Annotated in this window: 14 protein-coding genes; 6 read left to right on the top strand and 8 right to left on the bottom strand. The window is 71.2% G+C overall.

The genetic code is table 11. From position 1 onward, the window contains the following. Positions 1–25 precede the first annotated feature (25 nt). Positions 26–1,354, bottom strand: a complete 1,329-nt coding sequence (locus ACIRVH_RS44500; RefSeq protein ID WP_403966176.1) for a DUF6716 putative glycosyltransferase — start codon at positions 1,352–1,354, stop codon at positions 26–28. Between the two features lie 198 nt (positions 1,355–1,552). Here ACIRVH_RS44500 and ACIRVH_RS44505 point away from each other — a divergent pair, with 198 nt between their 5' ends. Then, complete coding sequence (locus tag ACIRVH_RS44505) at positions 1,553–2,530, top strand: glycosyltransferase family 2 protein (RefSeq protein WP_403966324.1); 978 nt, start codon at positions 1,553–1,555, stop codon at positions 2,528–2,530. Beyond that, positions 2,527–3,861, top strand: coding sequence for an alpha-2,8-polysialyltransferase family protein (locus tag ACIRVH_RS44510; protein ID WP_403966179.1), 1,335 nt, complete (start codon positions 2,527–2,529; stop codon positions 3,859–3,861). The genes ACIRVH_RS44505 and ACIRVH_RS44510 overlap by 4 nt, the downstream gene beginning before the upstream one ends. A 62-nt stretch (positions 3,862–3,923) precedes the next feature. On the opposite strand, the gene ACIRVH_RS44515 is transcribed toward ACIRVH_RS44510, so the two are convergent. Beyond that, on the bottom strand, positions 3,924–6,245 hold the full coding sequence (locus ACIRVH_RS44515) for a glycosyltransferase (RefSeq protein WP_403966182.1): 2,322 nt from the start codon (positions 6,243–6,245) through the stop codon (positions 3,924–3,926). Then, a complete protein-coding gene (locus ACIRVH_RS44520) occupies positions 6,242–7,705 on the bottom strand; it encodes a hypothetical protein (RefSeq protein WP_403966185.1) in 1,464 nt (487 codons plus the stop codon). The genes ACIRVH_RS44515 and ACIRVH_RS44520 overlap by 4 nt, the downstream gene beginning before the upstream one ends. A gap of 262 nt (positions 7,706–7,967) precedes the next feature. On the opposite strand from ACIRVH_RS44520, the gene ACIRVH_RS44525 reads away from it, so the two are divergent. Then, the gene (locus ACIRVH_RS44525; RefSeq protein WP_403966188.1) at positions 7,968–9,122 is read left to right on the top strand and encodes an acyltransferase family protein; all 1,155 of its coding nucleotides are present in this window, start codon (positions 7,968–7,970) and stop codon (positions 9,120–9,122) included. Positions 9,123–9,222: 100 nt separating this feature from the next. Then, positions 9,223–10,167: a class I SAM-dependent methyltransferase gene (locus ACIRVH_RS44530; RefSeq protein WP_403966191.1), complete on the top strand. Its 945-nt coding sequence runs from the start codon at positions 9,223–9,225 to the stop codon at positions 10,165–10,167. A gap of 8 nt (positions 10,168–10,175) precedes the next feature. Here the strand turns inward: ACIRVH_RS44530 and ACIRVH_RS44535 are convergent, their stop codons facing one another. Continuing rightward, positions 10,176–10,826 carry a TetR/AcrR family transcriptional regulator C-terminal domain-containing protein gene (locus ACIRVH_RS44535; RefSeq protein ID WP_403966194.1) on the bottom strand — a complete coding sequence of 217 codons (651 nt, stop codon included), beginning with the start codon at positions 10,824–10,826 and terminating at the stop codon, positions 10,176–10,178. 68 nt (positions 10,827–10,894) lie between these two features. On the opposite strand from ACIRVH_RS44535, the gene ACIRVH_RS44540 reads away from it, so the two are divergent. Beyond that, a complete protein-coding gene (locus ACIRVH_RS44540; RefSeq protein WP_403966197.1) occupies positions 10,895–12,271 on the top strand; it encodes an FAD-dependent monooxygenase in 1,377 nt (458 codons plus the stop codon). Between the two features lie 3 nt (positions 12,272–12,274). Here ACIRVH_RS44540 and leuE read toward each other — a convergent pair whose 3' ends face one another. Continuing rightward, positions 12,275–12,925, bottom strand: coding sequence for a leucine efflux protein LeuE (gene leuE, locus ACIRVH_RS44545; RefSeq protein ID WP_403966200.1), 651 nt, complete (start codon positions 12,923–12,925; stop codon positions 12,275–12,277). A 48-nt stretch (positions 12,926–12,973) separates the two neighbouring features. Beyond that, positions 12,974–14,554, bottom strand: a complete 1,581-nt coding sequence (locus tag ACIRVH_RS44550; protein WP_403966203.1) for a methylmalonyl-CoA mutase — start codon at positions 14,552–14,554, stop codon at positions 12,974–12,976. 80 nt (positions 14,555–14,634) lie between these two features. On the opposite strand from ACIRVH_RS44550, the gene ACIRVH_RS44555 reads away from it, so the two are divergent. Continuing rightward, complete coding sequence (locus ACIRVH_RS44555) at positions 14,635–15,456, top strand: L,D-transpeptidase family protein (RefSeq protein WP_403966206.1); 822 nt, start codon at positions 14,635–14,637, stop codon at positions 15,454–15,456. A 219-nt stretch (positions 15,457–15,675) separates the two neighbouring features. Here the strand turns inward: ACIRVH_RS44555 and ACIRVH_RS44560 are convergent, their stop codons facing one another. Together ACIRVH_RS44560 and ACIRVH_RS44565 are read right to left on the bottom strand one after the other, a co-directional pair. Continuing rightward, positions 15,676–16,776, bottom strand: a complete 1,101-nt coding sequence (locus ACIRVH_RS44560) for a hypothetical protein (RefSeq protein WP_403966209.1) — start codon at positions 16,774–16,776, stop codon at positions 15,676–15,678. Next, positions 16,776–17,438: an RNA polymerase sigma factor gene (locus ACIRVH_RS44565; protein ID WP_403966212.1), complete on the bottom strand. Its 663-nt coding sequence runs from the start codon at positions 17,436–17,438 to the stop codon at positions 16,776–16,778. The genes ACIRVH_RS44560 and ACIRVH_RS44565 overlap by 1 nt, the downstream gene beginning before the upstream one ends. Between the last annotated feature and the right edge of the window lie 263 nt (positions 17,439–17,701).

Genomic DNA, 17,701 nt, shown 5'->3' on the forward strand with positions numbered 1-17,701 from the left:
ACTCCTTGCCGGGGGATCCGGTCGCTCACAGCTCTCCCATTCGTCGGATCACGGGGGCCACGCGCTGCACGCCGTGGCGGTAGGCGCCGCGCGCGGCCCGGCGCACGATCTGGCGGACGGGTCCTGGCTCCTTGTCGGCGGCGGGCGCGCCGGGCAGCGGTGCGCCGTCGGGGCCGAGGTGGTGGCGGGCGAGGATGCCGGGCAGGTAGCCCGGCGCGGTCTCGGGTGTGTAGTAGGGGGCGAGGGGCGAAAGCCCCTCTGGCCGGTCCAGCAGCTTCGCGATGCGATCGCGGGCCGCAGCGAAATAGGAGTCGTAGGAGCCTCCCCCAGAGGGGGTAACCCCAGCTGCGACGCCCTGCCGGGCCACCCACTCCTCGTTCGGCGCCGGGCGGTGTCCGGCGTCGAGCTGGTCCCAGGAGGCGAGGCACCCGGAGCCGGTGAAGTGGTGGTTGCCGAGCACCTCACGCACACCGAGGTCGGTCAGGACGACCGTCGGGACGCGGCGGTGCAGGGCTTCGAGGGCGGCCGTGGAGCTGACCGTGACCAGCAGGTCGGTGCGGTCGAGCACCTCGCCCATGTGGCCGTACACCAGGCGGAAGTTGGCGGGCACGTCCTTGCCCTGGACCAGCTTCTGGTACGGCAACTCCTCGATGTGGGTGGTGTGTTCACCCGGCTTGGAGCGCAGCTTCAGCAGCACCTCGCGCTCGGGGTGCCTGCGGGCGTGCTCGATCAGCCGGTCGAGCAGGTACGTACGGTCCTTGCGGCTGTCCGGGACGGAGGGCTGGGCCGCGAACACGACCGTGTAGGGGTCGTGTTCACCGGTGTACGGCTCTCCGCCGAGGAACGGCAGCGCGACCTCGGTCACCGCGGAGGCGTCGGCGCCGACTCCCTCGTACACGGCGCGGAAACGGTCCGCGTCGTGACGGGAGTTGGCGAGGACGAGGTCCGCGCCGTGCCGCAGCAGCAGGCCGTCGGCGAGCTTCTCGTAGACGACGCCGACATAGCCGGTGACGACGACGGGACGCTTCCCGGAGCCCCAGGCGTTGCGCAGCCCGTGCAGCATCGCCTGCACACCGCCGCCGACCAGGGCGAGGACGAGGACGTCGTACGACTGCTCGCTCATCGCGCGCAGGAACTCGACGCCGGTCACCTCGCGAAGGGAGTCCGCTCGGACACCGACTTCCTCGAGCTGGCGGGCGGTGGGGGTGGCTCGTCCCCGCAGGAGGTAGCCGTCGAGCCGGATCTCGGCGCCGGTGGGGGTGACGCGCTGCGCGGTGAGCGCGCCCCACTTCCACCGGGTGTCGGAATCCGCGAGGACGGCGACCCGCAGGGACTTCGTTGCACTGGCTGGCACGCCGAAGACGCTAGGAAGGCATTCCGAGGTTCCGCCCAACCCGAATGCAACAAACGGTTAACAGCACATCGCCGAATGGCGAATCAGGCCGCGATCGGGCCGGAAAATAGCCCGGTTCACAGCTTCGCCACGCGGCGTTCACCTGGCATCAAGCCGACGGTCAAGACGAATGACGGGCTTCGTCCTAACGTCCCCCACGTGGTCAAGCTCTCCGTCATCGTGCCGTTCTACAACGTGCAGCAATACGCGCCCGACACCCTGAGGAGCCTCAGTGCGAACACGCGTGAGGACTTCGAATTCATTCTCGTCGACGACTGTTCCCGCGACGGGACACCAGACATTCTCGCGCGCGCGGAGCGCGAGCTGCCAGGCGCGGTCTTCGTCCGGCACGAGCAGAACGGAGGACTGGCGACCGCCCGCAACACCGGTATCGACCGGGCGCGCGGCGAATACCTGACCTTCCTGGACGGCGACGACTGGCTCGCCCCGGGCTACTACCCGAAGCTGGTCGACGCCATCGAGGAACTGGGCTGCGACTTCCTGCGCACCGATCATGTGCAGTGCACGGCGCGGTCGCGCACCGTGCACCGGGTGCCGGTCGGCCGGCGGAACGTGGTGCTGAACCCGCGCGAGGCGATCCTGCCCGCGGACCGCTCCACCTCCGTGGACTACGCCTACGCCTGGGCGGGCGTCTACCACCGCCGGCTGGTGGACAAGGGTCTGCTGCACTTCACCGACGGGCTGCGCACGGCCGAGGACCGGCCGTGGATCTGGAAGCTGCACCGGGAGGCGGAGTCCTTCGCCGCGGTCAGCATGCTCGGGGTGTTCTACCGGCGCGGCGTGGCCTCGTCACTCACTCAGATCGGCGATGTCCGGCAGCTCGATTTCATTCGCGCGTTCGATCAGGTGATCGCGGAAACCGCCGCCGACCCGGATGCCGACGAGCTCCTGCCGAAGGCCGTGCGTACCTATTGCGCGATCATTTCCCATCACCTGGGATCCATCGAAAGGTTCGAGCCCGCGGTGGCGAAGAAACTGAAATCCCTGAGCGCCGGGGCGCTGCGGCGCATGCCGCAGGACGTGCTGGACGAGGCGCTGGACTCCATGGACCTGCAGCGCGCCACCAAGCTGCGCCGGCTGCGCCGCCGTCCCGCCTCGACGGGGGTCGCCGCGTGACCACCCAGATCTTCCAGGCGTCGACGCTGTACGGCACGGCCACGCTCGCCGCCGCCCTGGACTCGGGCAGCTTCGGCCCGGCCGGCCGGCGCATCCTGCTGGTCTGCAACAACGCGGCGACGCCCGAGACCACGCCCGGCCTGGACGAGATGCCCGGCTTCGAGCGGCTGCGCGAGCGCTTCGACCACGTGATCTCGTACAACGAGACGATCTTCCCCTTCCACCCCGGCGGCTGGGCGCCCCGGGTGGACGACATGCCGCTCTGGGAGCGGTATCTGCGCCACGAGTGGCAGCTGGGCGACGACGACGTGGAGCTGGCCGTCGAGTCGATCCAGGTCAACCCGTCGCTGGCGCTCGCCCAGATCTTCACCGGCGCCCCCGTCACCGTCTACGCCGACGGTCTGATGAGCTACGGCCCGACCCGCAACAAGATCGACCCGCTGGTCGGCACCCGGGTGGACCGGGTGCTCCACCTCGACCTGGTGCCTGGCCTGGAGCCGCTGCTGCTGACCGAGTTCGGCGTCCCGGGCGAGATCGTGCCGACCCAGGCCTTCACCAAGGTGCTGGCCGAACTGGCCCCGCTCGGCGACGGCCTGCCCGAGATCGAGGAGCCCGCGCTGCTGCTCGGGCAGTACCTCTCCGCGCTGGACATCCTCACCGCCGAGCAGGAGGAGAACCTGCATGTGCGGATGCTGAAGGGCGCAGTCGCGCTCGGGCACACCAAGGTGGTGTTCAAGCCGCACCCCAGCGCCCCGGCCCGCTTCACCCGCACCCTGGAGCAGGAGGCGGAGAAGCTCAAGGTGGAGCTGACCGTGCTGGACACGCCGGTCCTCGCCGAGGTGGTGTACCAGCGGATGCGTCCCGCGCTGGTCGTCGGCTGCTTCTCCACCGCCCTGCTCACCGCCTCCGCGCTGTACGGCCTGCCGGTCGCCCGGGTCGGCACCGATCTGCTGCTGGAGCGGCTGACACCGTTCGAGAACAGCAACCGGGTGCCGGTCACCGTGGTCGACGCGCTGCTGCCCGAGCTGGGCGACCGTGCGGCGGTCACCGAGCAGCGCCGGGGCATGGACGTGGAGGCGCTGGGCGCGCTGGTGCGTGCGGTGGGCTTCGCGATGCAGCCGAAGATCCTGCCGAGGCTGCGCGAGGAGACCGAGCAGTACCTCGCCCGGAACCTGAACCCGCACACCCTGCGCTACTTCAAGCGCAAGCGTCTGACCTCGCTGGCACTGCCCGGTGGGGTGCCCGCCCAGCTGTCGTTCATCCCGCGCAACGCCACGGTCCGCCGGGTGGCGCGCAAGGCACGCAATCTGCGCCGGGTCGTACGCCGCTGAACCCACCCCCCTCTCGCCGACCGCCAAGGGCGGGCCTGTCACGGGCCCGCCCTTCCGGCTTCTCAGCGGCCCAGGATCGTGCGGATCCGGGTCGCGTTCTCCTGCGTGGCCTTCCACAGCAGCTCCTGCCGGTCGTGCACGTCGGCGACGGTCCGGCTGTGGTGGTCCAGGATGTTCAGGGCCCGCTCGGTGAGCACCGCGCCCAGGTTCCTCTCGTGGACGGAGACACCCCACTCGGGCCGCTCGATGTCGCTGAGGAAGTACGCCATCTTCGGGTGCGAGATCAGGCTGATGATGGGTGTGCCGACCCCGAAGGGGATCATCCCGGCGTGCCCGCGCATGCCGATGACCAGGCGGGTCCTGGCGTACGTCTCGCGGATCTCGTCGTTGGAGAAGTCGTACATCGGGATCACCGGCAGCGAGATCCCGTGCTCGCGGCGCAGGTCGAAGGCGATGCGCTCGTCGTCCAGCGAGTGGGCGACGCACTGCACCTCGGTGTGGGCGCCGATCGCCCGGACCGCCTTCGCCATCTCGGCGAGGAAGTGCCCGTAGTCGTGGCCGAAGCGCAGGCCCGCGCGGTCGTAGGCCGCGTTCAGCAGGACGGTGTCCTCGCGGTGCAGCGGGTCGCTCCAGCCGGCGACCAGCCGGCGCATGACCGTGGTCGGGCAGGGCTGGAAGACGACCTTGTCGTGCAGCTCGGACGGGAGCAGCGAGCGGACCTTGGCGATGGAGCCGTGGTTGCGCAGGCCGAAGAAGGAGGCCTTCTCCACCAGCAGGCGCAGGCTCTCGTTGAACCGCTGGGCCCGGTAGGACTGTCCGTCGAAGGCGTTGAAGCCGACCGCGAACACCATGATCGGCACGTCGATGGCGCGCAGGTGCTCGTCCGGGACGTTCCACTGCCAGGCACTGTTGCCGTTGGGCATGGTGTCCGGGATGAACAGTCCGCCGCCGCCGATGACCAGTCCGCGCCGGGCGTTGACCCGCTCCAGGGCGGCCTTGTCGAACAGCCGGTGGGCGTGGACGGAGTGCCAGCGCCGGGAGGTGAAGTCGGGTCCGAAGGCGAGCCGGACCGTCTCGGGCAGCAGCTTGTCGCCCGCGTTGCCCTGCCGGTCCATGTAGAAGGCCACGTGCGCGAGTTGGTCCTCGGCGGCGCCCTGCTCCTGGGCCGGTACCGCGGCCGCGCGCTGCGCCCACAGGCGGCTGGAGCGGTGGGTGGGGTCGACGGTGAGGCCGGCGGTGGCGTACTTCAGGGCCTCGGCGTTGTCGCCGTGCACCCAGGCCAGCTGGGCGAGGCGGGCGTAGGCGGTGGCGGCCCGGTTGGGGGCGGCCGTGGCCAGCAGCAGCTGGGTCTTCGCCTCCTCGGGGCGGGAGACGCTCATCAGGGCGTGCCCGAGCACCTCGTGCGGCCAGGCCTCGTCCACCGGGATGCGGACGCTGCCGAGGAGGTCGACGGCGTCCTGGTACTCACCGGCGGCGATGTGGGAGGCGGCGACCTTGCGGGCGGCCTCCACGTCACCGGTGCGCCGCACGTGCGGGGTGCCGTAGTGCACGAGCAGGTCGTGGTGGAGGTTGCCCTTGGACAGGTAGGCCGCGTGGAACTCGGCGTCGCCCATCTCGAACTCGCGCCAGCGGTCCTCGGCCTGCGCGTACCCGGCCTCGCCGCCCTGCCAGGGCTTGTGCCGGCCGGTGAAGTGCAGGATCGCGGTGTCGTCGGGGACCGGCAGGTCGCCCGAGAGCCGCCGCTTGACGAAGTTGTAGCGGGAGTCCAGGCGGACGAAGTCGCCGTCGAGGACGGCGTTGAGGATGCCCTGGTCGTGCTTGTCGAGCTCGTAGCCGCCGCTGCGCCCGACCTGGTCGATCTTCGCGCAGAACGCGTCCGACAGGTACTCGCGCTGGATGACCAGCAGCCCGGAGTTGAGCTTGTGCTGCCCGTAGAAGAACTGCGGAACGGCCGCGAGACCCTCGCGCAGCTGGAGGAGTTCGCCGAGGTCGCCGAGGACGACCATGTCGGTGTCCAGGGTGACGACGGTGTCGTAGTCGCGCAGCCGGAAGATGTCGAGGATGAAGTACGCCTTGCGGACCAGGTAGTTGTCCTGGTCGCCCTTGACGTAGGAGTCGTAGTGCTCGGCGTCGACGCGGCGCAGCACGATGCGCGGGTGCAGGGCGCGGATGCGGGCGATCGAGGAGGGCTTCAGGTCGTCGTGGAGGACGACGAAGTCCTCGCAGACGCCCGGGTTGGACAGGGCGAGGCTGCGCAGCAGGACGAGGAAGCCGGGCAGGTAGTTCTCGTCGACGAAGCTCGCGAAGGCGATGCGCCGCTTGCCGGTCAGGGCGCTGTCGGAAGAGGGCGCGGTCTCCGGTGCTGCCGGGGTGAAGGTGGTCATCGCAGGGATATCCTCATGTCGGTCACGCTCTGGGCCCGCTCCATGACCCATGCCTTCTCGCTGGTGTATTCGTGCACGGAGGTGATGGCGAGCTTCATGGCTTCCTGGACGCGGTAGGCGCCGCTCTCGTAGAAGTCGAACCCGATCAGGTCCAGGGTCGGGCTGACGTCCAGGAAGTCCAGCAGCCACAGCATGTTGAAGCCGGTGGTCGGGATGCCGGACCAGACGTCGTTGCCGAGCCGGCCGATGTTGCGGACGGGCCAGCGCAGCGACTCGTCACCGAGGTACCGCTGGGCGCCGGGCACCAGGCGGTTGCGCAGCGAGTGCTTCCAGTCGCCGGAGACCCCGCCGAAGACGAGCCGGGTGGTCACCGGCCGGTCCCAGTTGAAGCCGTGCTTGTGGATGGTGGCGTGGATGTCGGTACGGCTGCCGGTGTGCAACGGGTCGATCCGGTACGAGTTGAAGCGGACGACCAGGTCGTAGCCGTCGATCTGGGCACCCATCGAACTCTCGCCCACGCGGCCGGAGTTGGCGATCAGGCAGATCGACTTGCCGGCGATCTGGTTGCGGAACTCGCCGAGGCTGATCCACTCCACCCCGCCGACGGTGGGGTCGGCGACCGGGCCGCGCATGCGGATGCGGCGCTGCTCGGCGTAGAGGGCGACGGCCTCGGTGAGGGCGGCGGGGTCGGCGGTGACCCCGGTGCGCAGGTCGAGGTACTGGCTGAGCAGTTCCTGCCGGTCGGCGACCGGGGCCTCCTCGGCGGCCAGCGCGAGCAGGGCACCGACCAGCCGGGGCTCGGCCGCGTCCCAGTCGCCGAGGGCGTGCAGGGCCAGGCCCTCGGCCCACCCGTCGGTGGCGGGGCCGCGGGTGAAGTCGGCGGCGCGCGGGCACTGGCGCTGCAGCAGAGCGAGCAGCTCGCGCTCACGCTCGGCGGCCCGGCGCAGCCCCGTGATCCGGGCGGCCACGCCGAAGCCGTCCTCGTCGGTCAGCTCCAGGTAGCGCTCGTAGGCCTGGACGGCCTCGCGCTCCTCGCCGAGGGCCTCCAGGACCCGGGCGCGCAGCCGCCAGCCGGCCCGGGAGTTCTTCCGCTCGGCGAGGACGGTGTCGCTGATCTGCAGGGCGAGGTACAGCTCGTCGTCGTAGCCGCACTCGAGGGCCTTGTTGCCGACGGCCAGCAGGGCGTCCAGCAGGTCGCCCGGGATGCTGCCGGTGGGCGCGGCGGCCCCCTTGACGGCACGCTTGAGCAGGGCGGTCGCACCACCGGCGGGGGCGGGAGCGGGAGCGGACGTGCCGGTGGTGCTGAACACCACGAGCAACTTGCGCAGCTGCTCGGCCAGTTCCGTACGGCGGCGGTCGAGACTGCCCACGAGTTTGCCGCTGTGCACGGCGCACGCGCGCAGGCAGTCCTCCAGCTCCCCTCCACGCGCAGGTGCCCGCCGGTTCTGGACCCTCGTCATAGCTCTCCTGATTTTGCCAAGCAAATACGGTGTTTACGGCGGCATGCCGTGGGTTTGCAAAAACGTGGGGGTGGATGGAGAAACTAGGAAGCCAAAGCGACCACTGGGTTAACGAATCCAGACAGGTAAGAGAATGGTTAGACGGTCAATCACATCTTTCCTGTGATTCCGCCAGGTGACGGTGGAGCGGCTCCCTCATGCCGGGGACTTTCACAAAAGAAGCCGAGATGATCAGCGCATCGTCGGGTAGGCGCCGAGCATCATGGCTGCTTCATCCCCCACCCTCACCACCGCTCCCGCTCCCCCCACACCCGCGCCGGGTCCCGCCCCGTCGCGCCGGGGCCGACTGCTCGCCCTGGACGGCCTGCGGCTCGTGGCCGCGCTGATGGTCTGCCTCTACCACTACGCCGGACGCGGCGGCACGGTCTCCGCGTCCTGGCACCAGACACCGGCCCACGTCTTCCCGACCCTGTCCCAGGTGGCCACCTACGGCTGCCTCGGCGTCCAGTTCTTCTTCGTCATCAGCGGTTTCGTCATCTGCATGAGCAGCTGGGGCCGCACCCTCGGCGACTTCTTCCGCTCCCGCGTCGCCCGCCTCTACCCCGCCTACTGGGTCGCCCTGGCGCTCGTCACCGGCGCGGCCCTCGCCCTGCCGGCCGTCGTGCACCCGGTCCGCCCGGACGAGTTCCTGGTCAACCTGACGATGCTGCAACAGCCCATGGGCGCCCCGCGCGTGCTGGGCGTGTGCTGGACGCTCTGGGTCGAGGTCCGCTTCTACGCGCTGTTCGCCCTCCTCGTCGTCCTGCGCGGGGTCACCTACCGCCGGGTGGTGCTCTTCTGCTCCGTGTGGACGCTGGCGGCGGTGGTGTGCCGCACGTCCGGCAACGCGCTGACCGACCAGCTGGTCATGCCGGACTACGCCCCGTTCTTCGTCGGCGGTCTCGCCCTCTACCTGATCCACCGCTTCGGCGGCGACCTGCTGCTGTGGGGCATCGTGGCCGTCTCCTGGCTGCTCGGGCAGAGCAACGCCACGCGCGGGCTGTGGCACACCGGCGCGCACGGCGACTTCGTGCGCGCCCCGTACGTCATCCTGCTGATCGTCACCCTCGCCTTCGCCGCCGTGGCGGCCGTGGCACTGGGCTGGACCCGCCGGGCCGACTGGCGCTGGCTGGCCACGGCCGGCGCGCTGACGTACCCGTTCTACCTGGTCCACGAGCATCTGGGCTGGTTCGTCATCCGGGTGCTGCACCGGGGCCTGGGCCTGCCCGCGTGGGCGACGCTCGTGACGACGGTGCTCGGCATGCTGCTGCTGGCCTGGCTGATGCACCGGTTCGTGGAGAAGCCGCTCGGCCCGAAGCTGAAGCGAGCACTCCGTGGCCGGAAGTTGGGCAGTCGTTCATCTCACCTTGGGTTTTGAACCGGGCCCGGGGGCAGGCACCGTAGTGCCCCACCCCCCGCGCCACAGGCTTTCCGCAGAGAACCCACAGACTGCCGTACCGAGGGAGTGCCCCCGCCTCATGGCCACCATTCAGGAAGCGACCCGACCGCCCCACCGGCTCGACGACGTGCCCGGCTGGTTCCCGGTGCTCGACCAGTTGCTCTTCGACTGGCTCCTGAACCGGCAGGAGGCCGGGGGAACCCATGGCGACCTCCTGGAGGTCGGTGTCTACATGGGCAAGAGCGCGATCTTCATCGGCCGGCACCAGCAGCCGGGTGAGAAGTACACGGTGTGCGACCTCTTCGAGGGCGACGCCCCGGACGACGCCAACCGGGCCGAGGCGACCAAGTCCTACAGCGCGCTGACCCGGCGCGTCTTCGAGAACAACTACCGCTCCTTCCACGACGAGCTGCCCCGGGTCCTCCAGGGGCCCAGCTCCGTGGTGCCCGACGAGGTCGAGGCCCGCTCCTGCCGGTTCGTGCACATCGACGCCTCGCACCTGTACGAGCACGTGCACGACGACATAGGAGCGGCCCACGACCTGCTGCTGCCCGACGGCATCGTCGTCCTCGACGACTTCCGGTCCGAGCACACGCCCGGCGTGTCCATAGCCACCTGGGAGGCCGTGCTCAACCGGGGCCTGCACCCCATCTGCCTCAGCACGCAGAAGCTCTACGGCACCTGGGGCGATCCCGAGCCGGTCCAGGAGGCGCTGCTGGCCATGGCGCAGGAGCGGTCCGACTGCCACCTGAGCGTCCAGGAGGCCGCGGGGCACCGGATCGTCCGCCTGAAGTCCAAGGGGATGGCCGCGCCGGCGTTCCCGCCCTCCAAGCACGCGGTGGCGGCCGAGGCACCGGAGCCGACGCCGGCCGCGGTGTCCGCGCCGGCACCGGCACCCGCCCCCGCGGCACGGCCCGCCCGGCCCGCGCCCCGCCGTGGCAGCCGGGTCCGCCGGGTCGCCGTGGACCTGTTGCCGCCGGTCGTGACGCGGGCGATCCGCAAGGCGCGCGCGGCCCGGAGCTGACCGCCCGCTCAGCCGATCCCGTAGCGGGCCTCGATGCCCGCGATCACCAGCGCCAGCCCTTCCTCGAACTGCCCGTCGTAGTCGTCGAAGAGCACCTTCCCGGCCTCGGCCGCGAGCGGGAAGTCGGCCATGCGCCGGGCGCGTTCTCCGATGTCGTACCCCTCCCGGCGCTCGCCCGGGAGGGGCTGCACGCCCTGTTCCTCGGTGACGAACCCGATGGTGAACACGCTCGCGGTCCGTGCCGCGTTGACCGCCTGCGCCAGGGTGAAGCCGGCCTCCGTGAGGACCCGCAGGTGCGCCTCCATCTCGCGGGCGTGGTCCGTGCCCGTGAAGCGTGAGCCGCTGAAGACCTTGGCGCCGTCGCGGTAGCCGAGCAGGGCGGCACGCAGCCCGCGGCTCGTCCCGAGCAGCCGCTCCTGCCAGCTGTCCGCGGGATCGAGCGCCGCGTCGGCGACCATCCGCCGGTACATCTCCGTCGCCATCTCGTCGAGCAGCGCCTGCTTGTCCTTGAAGTGCCAGTACAGCGCCGGGGCCTTGACGTCCAGCTCCTTGGCGATGGCACGCAGGGTCAGCCCGTCGAGGCCGACCTCGTTCAGCAGCCGCAGCGCCGTGTCCGCGACCCGTTTGCGGTCCAGGGGCGCGCGTCGTTCCGTACTCACGCTTGACAGCTTAACAGCGTTAAGGGCACCCTCATGGGCGACGGCACTTAACAACGTTAAGGAGAATCATGAGGGATGTCCTGATCGTGGGGGCCGGCCCGACCGGCCTCACCCTCGGTATCGACCTGGCCCGGCGCGGCGTGGACGCGCTGGTCGTGGAGCGGGCGGAGGGGCTCTTCCCCGGCTCGCGCGGCAAGGGGATCCAGCCGCGCACCCAGGAGGTCTTCGACGACCTCGGCGTGCTGGACGCGATCCGCGCGGCCGGCGGCCCCTACCCGGCGCGGATGATCTGGAAGGACGGCGAGCGGCTCGGCGAGCAGCCGATGTTCGAGCCCGTGGACGCGGACGAGGGCGCGCCCTGCACCGAGCCGCTGATGGTCCCGCAGTGGCGGACCCAGGAAGTCCTCCACGCACGGCTGGTCGAACTGGGAGGCCGGGTGGCCTTCGGGCGCGAGGTGACGGGCCTGGAGCAGGACGCGGAAGGCGTGAGCGTGCGGTTCGCCGACGGTACGACCGTCCGTGCGCGCCATGTCGTCGCGGCCGACGGCGGGCGCTCCGCGGTGCGGCGCGCGGTGGACGTGGGCATGGCCGGGGAGACGGTGGACCCGAGCCCGTTCCTGGTGGCGGACGTGCGGGTGAAGGGGCTCGACCGGGAGTACTGGCACGCCTTCCCCGGGGCCGACGGCACCGGCGTGGCGCTGTGCCCGCTCGCCGGCACGGACGTCTTCCAGCTGGCCGGGAAGCTCGCCGAGGGCACGGAGATCGACCTGTCCCTCGACGGCATCCGCAAGCTGGTCGCCGCGTACACGCACCTCGACGCCGAGGACGTCACCGAGCTGCACTGGGCCTCGGAGTTCCGGCCCCGCACCGGACTGGCCGACCGGTTCCGGGTGGGCCGGGTGTTCCTCGCGGGCGACGCGGCCCACGTCCACTCACCGGCCGGCGGGCAGGGCCTGAACACCAGCGTCCAGGACGCGTACAACCTGGGCTGGAAGCTGGGCGCGGTGCTGCGCGACGGGGCCGAGGAGGCTCTCCTCGACACCTACGAGGAGGAACGGCGCCCCAACGCCGCGGCCATGCTGGGCCTGTCGACGGGTGTGCACCGCGGGGAGGTGCAGCGCGGGAAGGCGACGGTGCAGCTCGGGCTGGGGTACCCGGAGTCGTCCCTGAGCGAGGAGACCCGGGCCGTTCCGTCCGGAGTCCGGGCGGGCGACCGGGCCCCCGACGGCACGGTGGACGGCGTGCGCCTCTTCGACGCGTTCAGGGGGCCGCACTGGACACTGCTGGGCGCGACGGCACCCGTCGCCGGCCGCCACACACTCCTGGAGGCCCCGGAGTCGTACGGCCCCGGTGTCTTCCTGGTCCGCCCGGACGGGTACGTCGGCTGGGCGGGCGACACGACAGCCGGGCTGGACGCGTATCTCGCCCGGGTCGGCTGCCGCTAGGCGCTACGCACCGGCCAGCGACAGCTTCACCGCGAACCCGAGGAACAGGGCGCCCGCCGCCGAGGTGGCCGTCGCGGACAGACGCCTGCGGCGGCGGAAGGCGGCGGCGAGGCGGGTGCCGCCGAATATCAGCGCGCTGAGGTAGAGGACGCTGGCGAGCTGCGCGAAGGCGCCGAGGACCACGAAGGACAGCGCCGGGTAGGCGTACCCCGGGTCCACGAACTGCACGAAGAAGGCGACGAAGAACAGGATCGCCTTGGGGTTGAAGAGGCTGACGACGAGGGCCCGGCGGAAGGGCCGCTCCTCGGCCGACGTGACCGGCGCGGCCTCCTCGACGGCCTGCTCCCGCCGGCTCCGCCACGTCCCCCACGCGGACCGCAGCATCCCGATCGCGAGCCAGGTCAGATATCCGGCGCCGGCGTACTTCACGATCCCGAACAGCACCGCGTTCCCCTGGAGCAGCGAGGCGACTCCGGCGGCGGACAGCGTCATCAGCACGGTGTCCCCGCACCAGACTCCGGCGGCGGCGGTGTAACCGGACCGCACACCGCGCCGGGCGGCCACGGAGAGCACGTACAGGGAGTTGGGGCCGGGCAGCAGGACGATCAGGGCGAGGCCGGCCAGGTAGGTGGGGAGGTCGATGACGCCGAACATGAGAAGGAGTGTCGCACGGGGCTACGACATCGACTCCGGTGCGGGCGCTCAGAACGTGTCCGAGGGCACGTAACTCCCCCACACCTCCCGCAGGGCGTTGCACACCTCCCCCACCGTCGCCCGCCCCCGCAGCGCCTCCCTCATCGGATACAGCACGTTCTCCTCGCCCCCGGCCGCCTTCTTCAGCGCGGTCAGGGCCGACTCCACCGCTCCCTGGTCCCGCTCGGCGCGCAGTCTGGTCAGGCGTTCCCGCTGGCGTTCCTCGATGGCGGGGTCCACCCGCAGGGGCTCGTACGGCTCCTCCTCGTCCAGCTGGAAGCGGTTGACGCCCACGACCACCCGCTCGCCCGAGTCCGTCTCCTGGGCGATGCGGTACGCGTTGCGTTCGATCTCGGCCTTCTGGAAGCCGCGCTCGATCGCCGCCTCCGCGCCGCCGAGATCCTCGACCCTCCGCATCAGGTCCAGCGCGGCCGCCTCGACGTCGTCGGTCAGCTTCTCCACCGCGTAGGAGCCCGCGAACGGGTCCACCGTCGCCGGTACGTCCGTCTCGTACGCCAGGACCTGCTGGGTGCGCAGCGCGAGGCGTGCGCTCTTGTCCGTCGGCAGCGCGATGGCCTCGTCGAAGGAGTTGGTGTGCAGCGACTGGGTGCCGCCCAGCACGGCCCCGAGGGCCTGCACCGCCACCCGGACCAGATTCACCTCCGGCTGCTGGGCCGTCAGCTGGACCCCGGCCGTCTGGGTGTGGAAGCGCAGCATCCAGGACTTCGGGTTCCGCGCGCCGAAGTCCTCCTTCATCACCCGCGCCCAGATCCTCCGCGCCGCGCGGAACTTGGCGACCTCCTCCAGCACCGTCGTACGGGCCACGAAGAAGAAGGACAGGCGGGGCGCGAAGTCGTCCACGTCCATGCCGGCCGCAACCGCCGTACGGACGTACTCGATCCCGTCGGCGAGCGTGAACGCGATCTCCTGCGCGGGCGACGCGCCCGCCTCGGCCATGTGGTAGCCGGAGATGGAGATGGTGTTCCACTTCGGGATCTCCGCCGTGCAGTACTTGAAGATGTCGGCGGTCAGACGGAGGGAGGGCTTCGGCGGGAAGATGTACGTTCCGCGCGCGATGTACTCCTTCAGGACGTCGTTCTGGATCGTGCCCGTCAGGCGGTCCGCCGGCACGCCCTGCTCCTCGGCCACCAGCTGGTAGAGCAGGAGCAGCAGGGCAGCCGGGGCGTTGATCGTCATCGACGTCGAGACCTTGTCCAGCGGGATGCCGTCGAACAGCACCCGCATGTCCTCGATCGAGTCGATCGCGACACCGACCTTGCCGACCTCGCCGTGCGCGAGGGGCGCGTCGGAGTCGTGGCCCATCTGGGTGGGCAGGTCGAAGGCGACGGACAGTCCGGTGGTGCCGTGCGCGATCAGCTGCCGGTAGCGGGCGTTGGACTCCACCGCCGTGCCGAAACCGGCGTACTGGCGCATGGTCCAGGGGCGGCCGGTGTACATGCTCGGGTACACCCCGCGGGTGTACGGGTACGACCCCGGTTCGCCCAGCCTCCCGGCCGGGTCCCAGCCGGTGAGGTCCGCCGGCCCGTAGACCGGCTCGATCGGCAGCCCCGACTCCGACTCACGTGCCATGGATGCCTCCGCAGTACGGTTTGTCCCTCCTCACCATGCCCCGTAGTTCGGCGGCGGTCACGCGGGGAAACATCCCGGGCATGAGTATCCCGGGGAGACCAGCCGTCCTACTCGTCTCGGCCGCCGCCCTCGCCGCGCTCTGCGGCTGCACGGTGCAGCCCCCGGACGCCGACGGCAAGCACCGCCCGCCGGTGCGCGTCCAGCTGCCCTCCAGCCCCGCCCGAGAACCCACCCGGACGGCCGAGGGAACGCCCGCCGCCAAGCCCGCGCCCCGGGTGCTGTGGTCCCGCGGGGACAACGGCCCGGCCGTGCGCGAGCTGCAGGCCCGGCTCCGCCAGGTCGCCTGGCTGTTCGACGGGCCGACGGGGACGTACGACGATCTGACGGAGCAGGCCGTCCGGGGCTTCCAGGGCAAGCGCGGGCTGCCGCAGAGCGGAAAGCTGGACACCGTCACCTGGCAGCGGCTGCTGGCCATGACGCACCGGCCGGGCCGGTGGGAGCTGTACCTGATGGGCGGTCAGCCGGCCGCCGCGCCCGACCCGCGCTGTCTGACCGGCCGGGTCCTGTGCGTCAGCAAGACCAGCCGGACACTGCGCTGGATGGTCGACGGGCGCACGGTCGAGACGGTGTCCGTCCGCTTCGGCACCCAGTACACCCCCACCCGCGAGGGTCAGTTCCACGTCTACTGGAAGTCACGGCACCACGTGTCGACCCTCTACCACTCCCCGATGCCGTACGCGATGTTCTTCAGCGGCGGCCAAGCGGTGCACTACTCCTACGACTTCGCGGCGCGCGGGTACGCGGGCGGTTCGCACGGATGCGTCAACGTGCGGGACGAGGCGGCGATCGCGCGGCTGTTCGCACAGGTGAGGATCGGCGACAAGGTCGTCGTGTCCTGGTGAGGAAGTTTGGGGCGCGGGCGGGACCGGGGGAACGTGTCCCGCCCGCGCCAGGTGCACGAGCCGCGGGTACGGGGGGAACCCCGGCTCAGTGCTACGGCCGATGACCAGTCGGCTCACTCAGTACTGCGTCGCGGGGCCCGGAAACGTCACACCCCTCGCGGAAAAATTTTCGCGGCTTACAAAACCGCAGGTCACAAGCAGGGTGGGTGCCGCCGGAACTCAGAGTGCGGTGTACGACGGGCTCGGCGAGGGCACCGGTCCGGCAGCCTTCCGCTCCGGGCCGAGGGGCACGAAGGCCGAGGGTGCGGGGCCGGCGGCGCGGCCCCGGCGGTCGTGGCGGTGGCCGTGGCCCCGGCCCGGGTGACCGTCGTCGTCACCGCCCTGGCCGTTCCCGTCGCCCTTGTCCTTGCCGTCGCCCTGGCCGTCTCCGTCGTTCCCGTGGCCCTTGCCGCCCTCGTCGTCGCCGCCGGTGCCCTTGCCCGTACCGCCGGAGCTGTACTGGCCCGCCAGGACGGACTTGCAGTACGTGGTCACCCGCGAGGAGCCGCCCGCCAGGCCCTCCAGGACCCGCCTGCGGTCGGAGCCCAGCTCCTTGCCGTCCCTCAGGTCGCGGCAGGCCGCGCCTGCGACCTGCCACCAGGTGCCGGGGGTCCCGGGGGCGTCACCGGAACCGGGCGTGCTGCCCGGATGCGTGCCCTCGTGGGTGGCCCCGCCGGAGGGGTCGAGGGACCCGCTCGTACCGCCGTCGGGCGTGTCCGTGCTCGGGCGGATGCCCTCGGGGGACTGCGGCGTGGGCGAGGTGTGCGGCTGCCCGGGGCTCTGGGCGGCGGAGACGGAGGAGGTGGGACCCGGATGGTCGTCGTGGAACGGGATCGGCAGCACTCCGCTGCCGGCGGCCATGGCGACCCCGCCCAGCGTGCCGACGGCCACCGCCGCGGCGAGCGCGAAGCGCACCGGGCGGGCCCAGCGCGGGCGACGGGTGTGGATTCCGGTACGGGTCGGGGCGCCGATGCGCACCAGGCCGGCGTCGGAGACGCTCGCGGGCGGGCCGGAGCGCCCGGCGCGGGTGCCGTCGCCGAGCGCGGCGGCGGTCCGTTCGGCCTCGACCTCTTCACGGGCCTTGCGGAATGCGGCCAACGCACCCTGTTCACCGGGGAGTTCACCGGTCGCGGGAGCCGCCTCGGCCGACAGTGCGCCCAACGCCTTCACAAGCCGTTCCGCCTGGTCGGACGAGGAGGCGTCGACAGCTTCCAGCGACTCACCACGCAGCAGACGTTCCGCCATATCACGGGTAAGCCACTTGTTGTGCTCGTCGGCCATCACATGTCCTTCTGCGTCCTCGCACGCGTATGCGTCACAGTTGCGGACGTCACCGCGCGACCACGCGGTTCTCGCTGGGGAGGGAGCGCATCCAGCGCGCCCGCCGATTCCGGATCGTCACCGAGCAGCTCCGCCAGGCGCTTCAGACCGCGGTGCGCGGCGGTGCGTACGGCGCCCGCGCGCTTGCCGAGGGTCTCGGCGGCGGACTTGGCGTCCAGGCCGACCACCACGCGCAGCACCACCGCCTCGGCCTGGTCCTGCGGGAGCCGGGCGATGAGCGAGAGGGTGCTGTCGGTGGCCAGGGCCTCGATGGCCTCGCCGGCCGTGTCGGACTCGGCGGCCCGGCCGGTCAGTTCCGTCTCGTCGCCGCCTATCGCAGGGCGGCGGCCGCGCATCCGTATGTGATCCAGGGCGCGGTTGCGGGCGATACGGGCGGCCCAGCCCCGGAAGCGGTCCGCGTCACCGCTGAACCGGTCGATGTCCCGGGCTATCTGCAGCCAGGCCTCGGACGTCACGTCCTCGGCGTCCGGGTCGCCGACCAGCGTGCGTACGTATCCGAGCAGCCTCGGGTGCACCGCGCGGTACACCGTACGGAACGCGGTCTCATCCCCGTCCTGTGCCGCACGCACCGCGGTGGTCAGCTCCGCGTCGTCCCCCAGCACCGCACTCCCTTTACGCCTGTCTTCGGTCGGCGCGAAAGGCACGTTACGGCGTGAAACTGCTCCCGTCCAGGTCGGTAGAAGATGCAACTAACTCGTGACACGCCCATGTGTGACAGAAAACGCACTCACGACGCTGAAGGAAGTACGGGCCGCACGGCGGCCCGTGAGCGCGACGGCCGGGGCCTCTCCTGTGGGGGGTGGCGGCCCCGGCCGTTGCCCTGACGCCTCACGGCGCTGTCGAGCGGACGTCCGACGGCGGGTGA

Origin of the sequence: Streptomyces sp. NPDC101165 (genome assembly GCF_044768135.1) — a bacterium.
Lineage (GTDB): Bacteria > Actinomycetota > Actinomycetes > Streptomycetales > Streptomycetaceae > Streptomyces.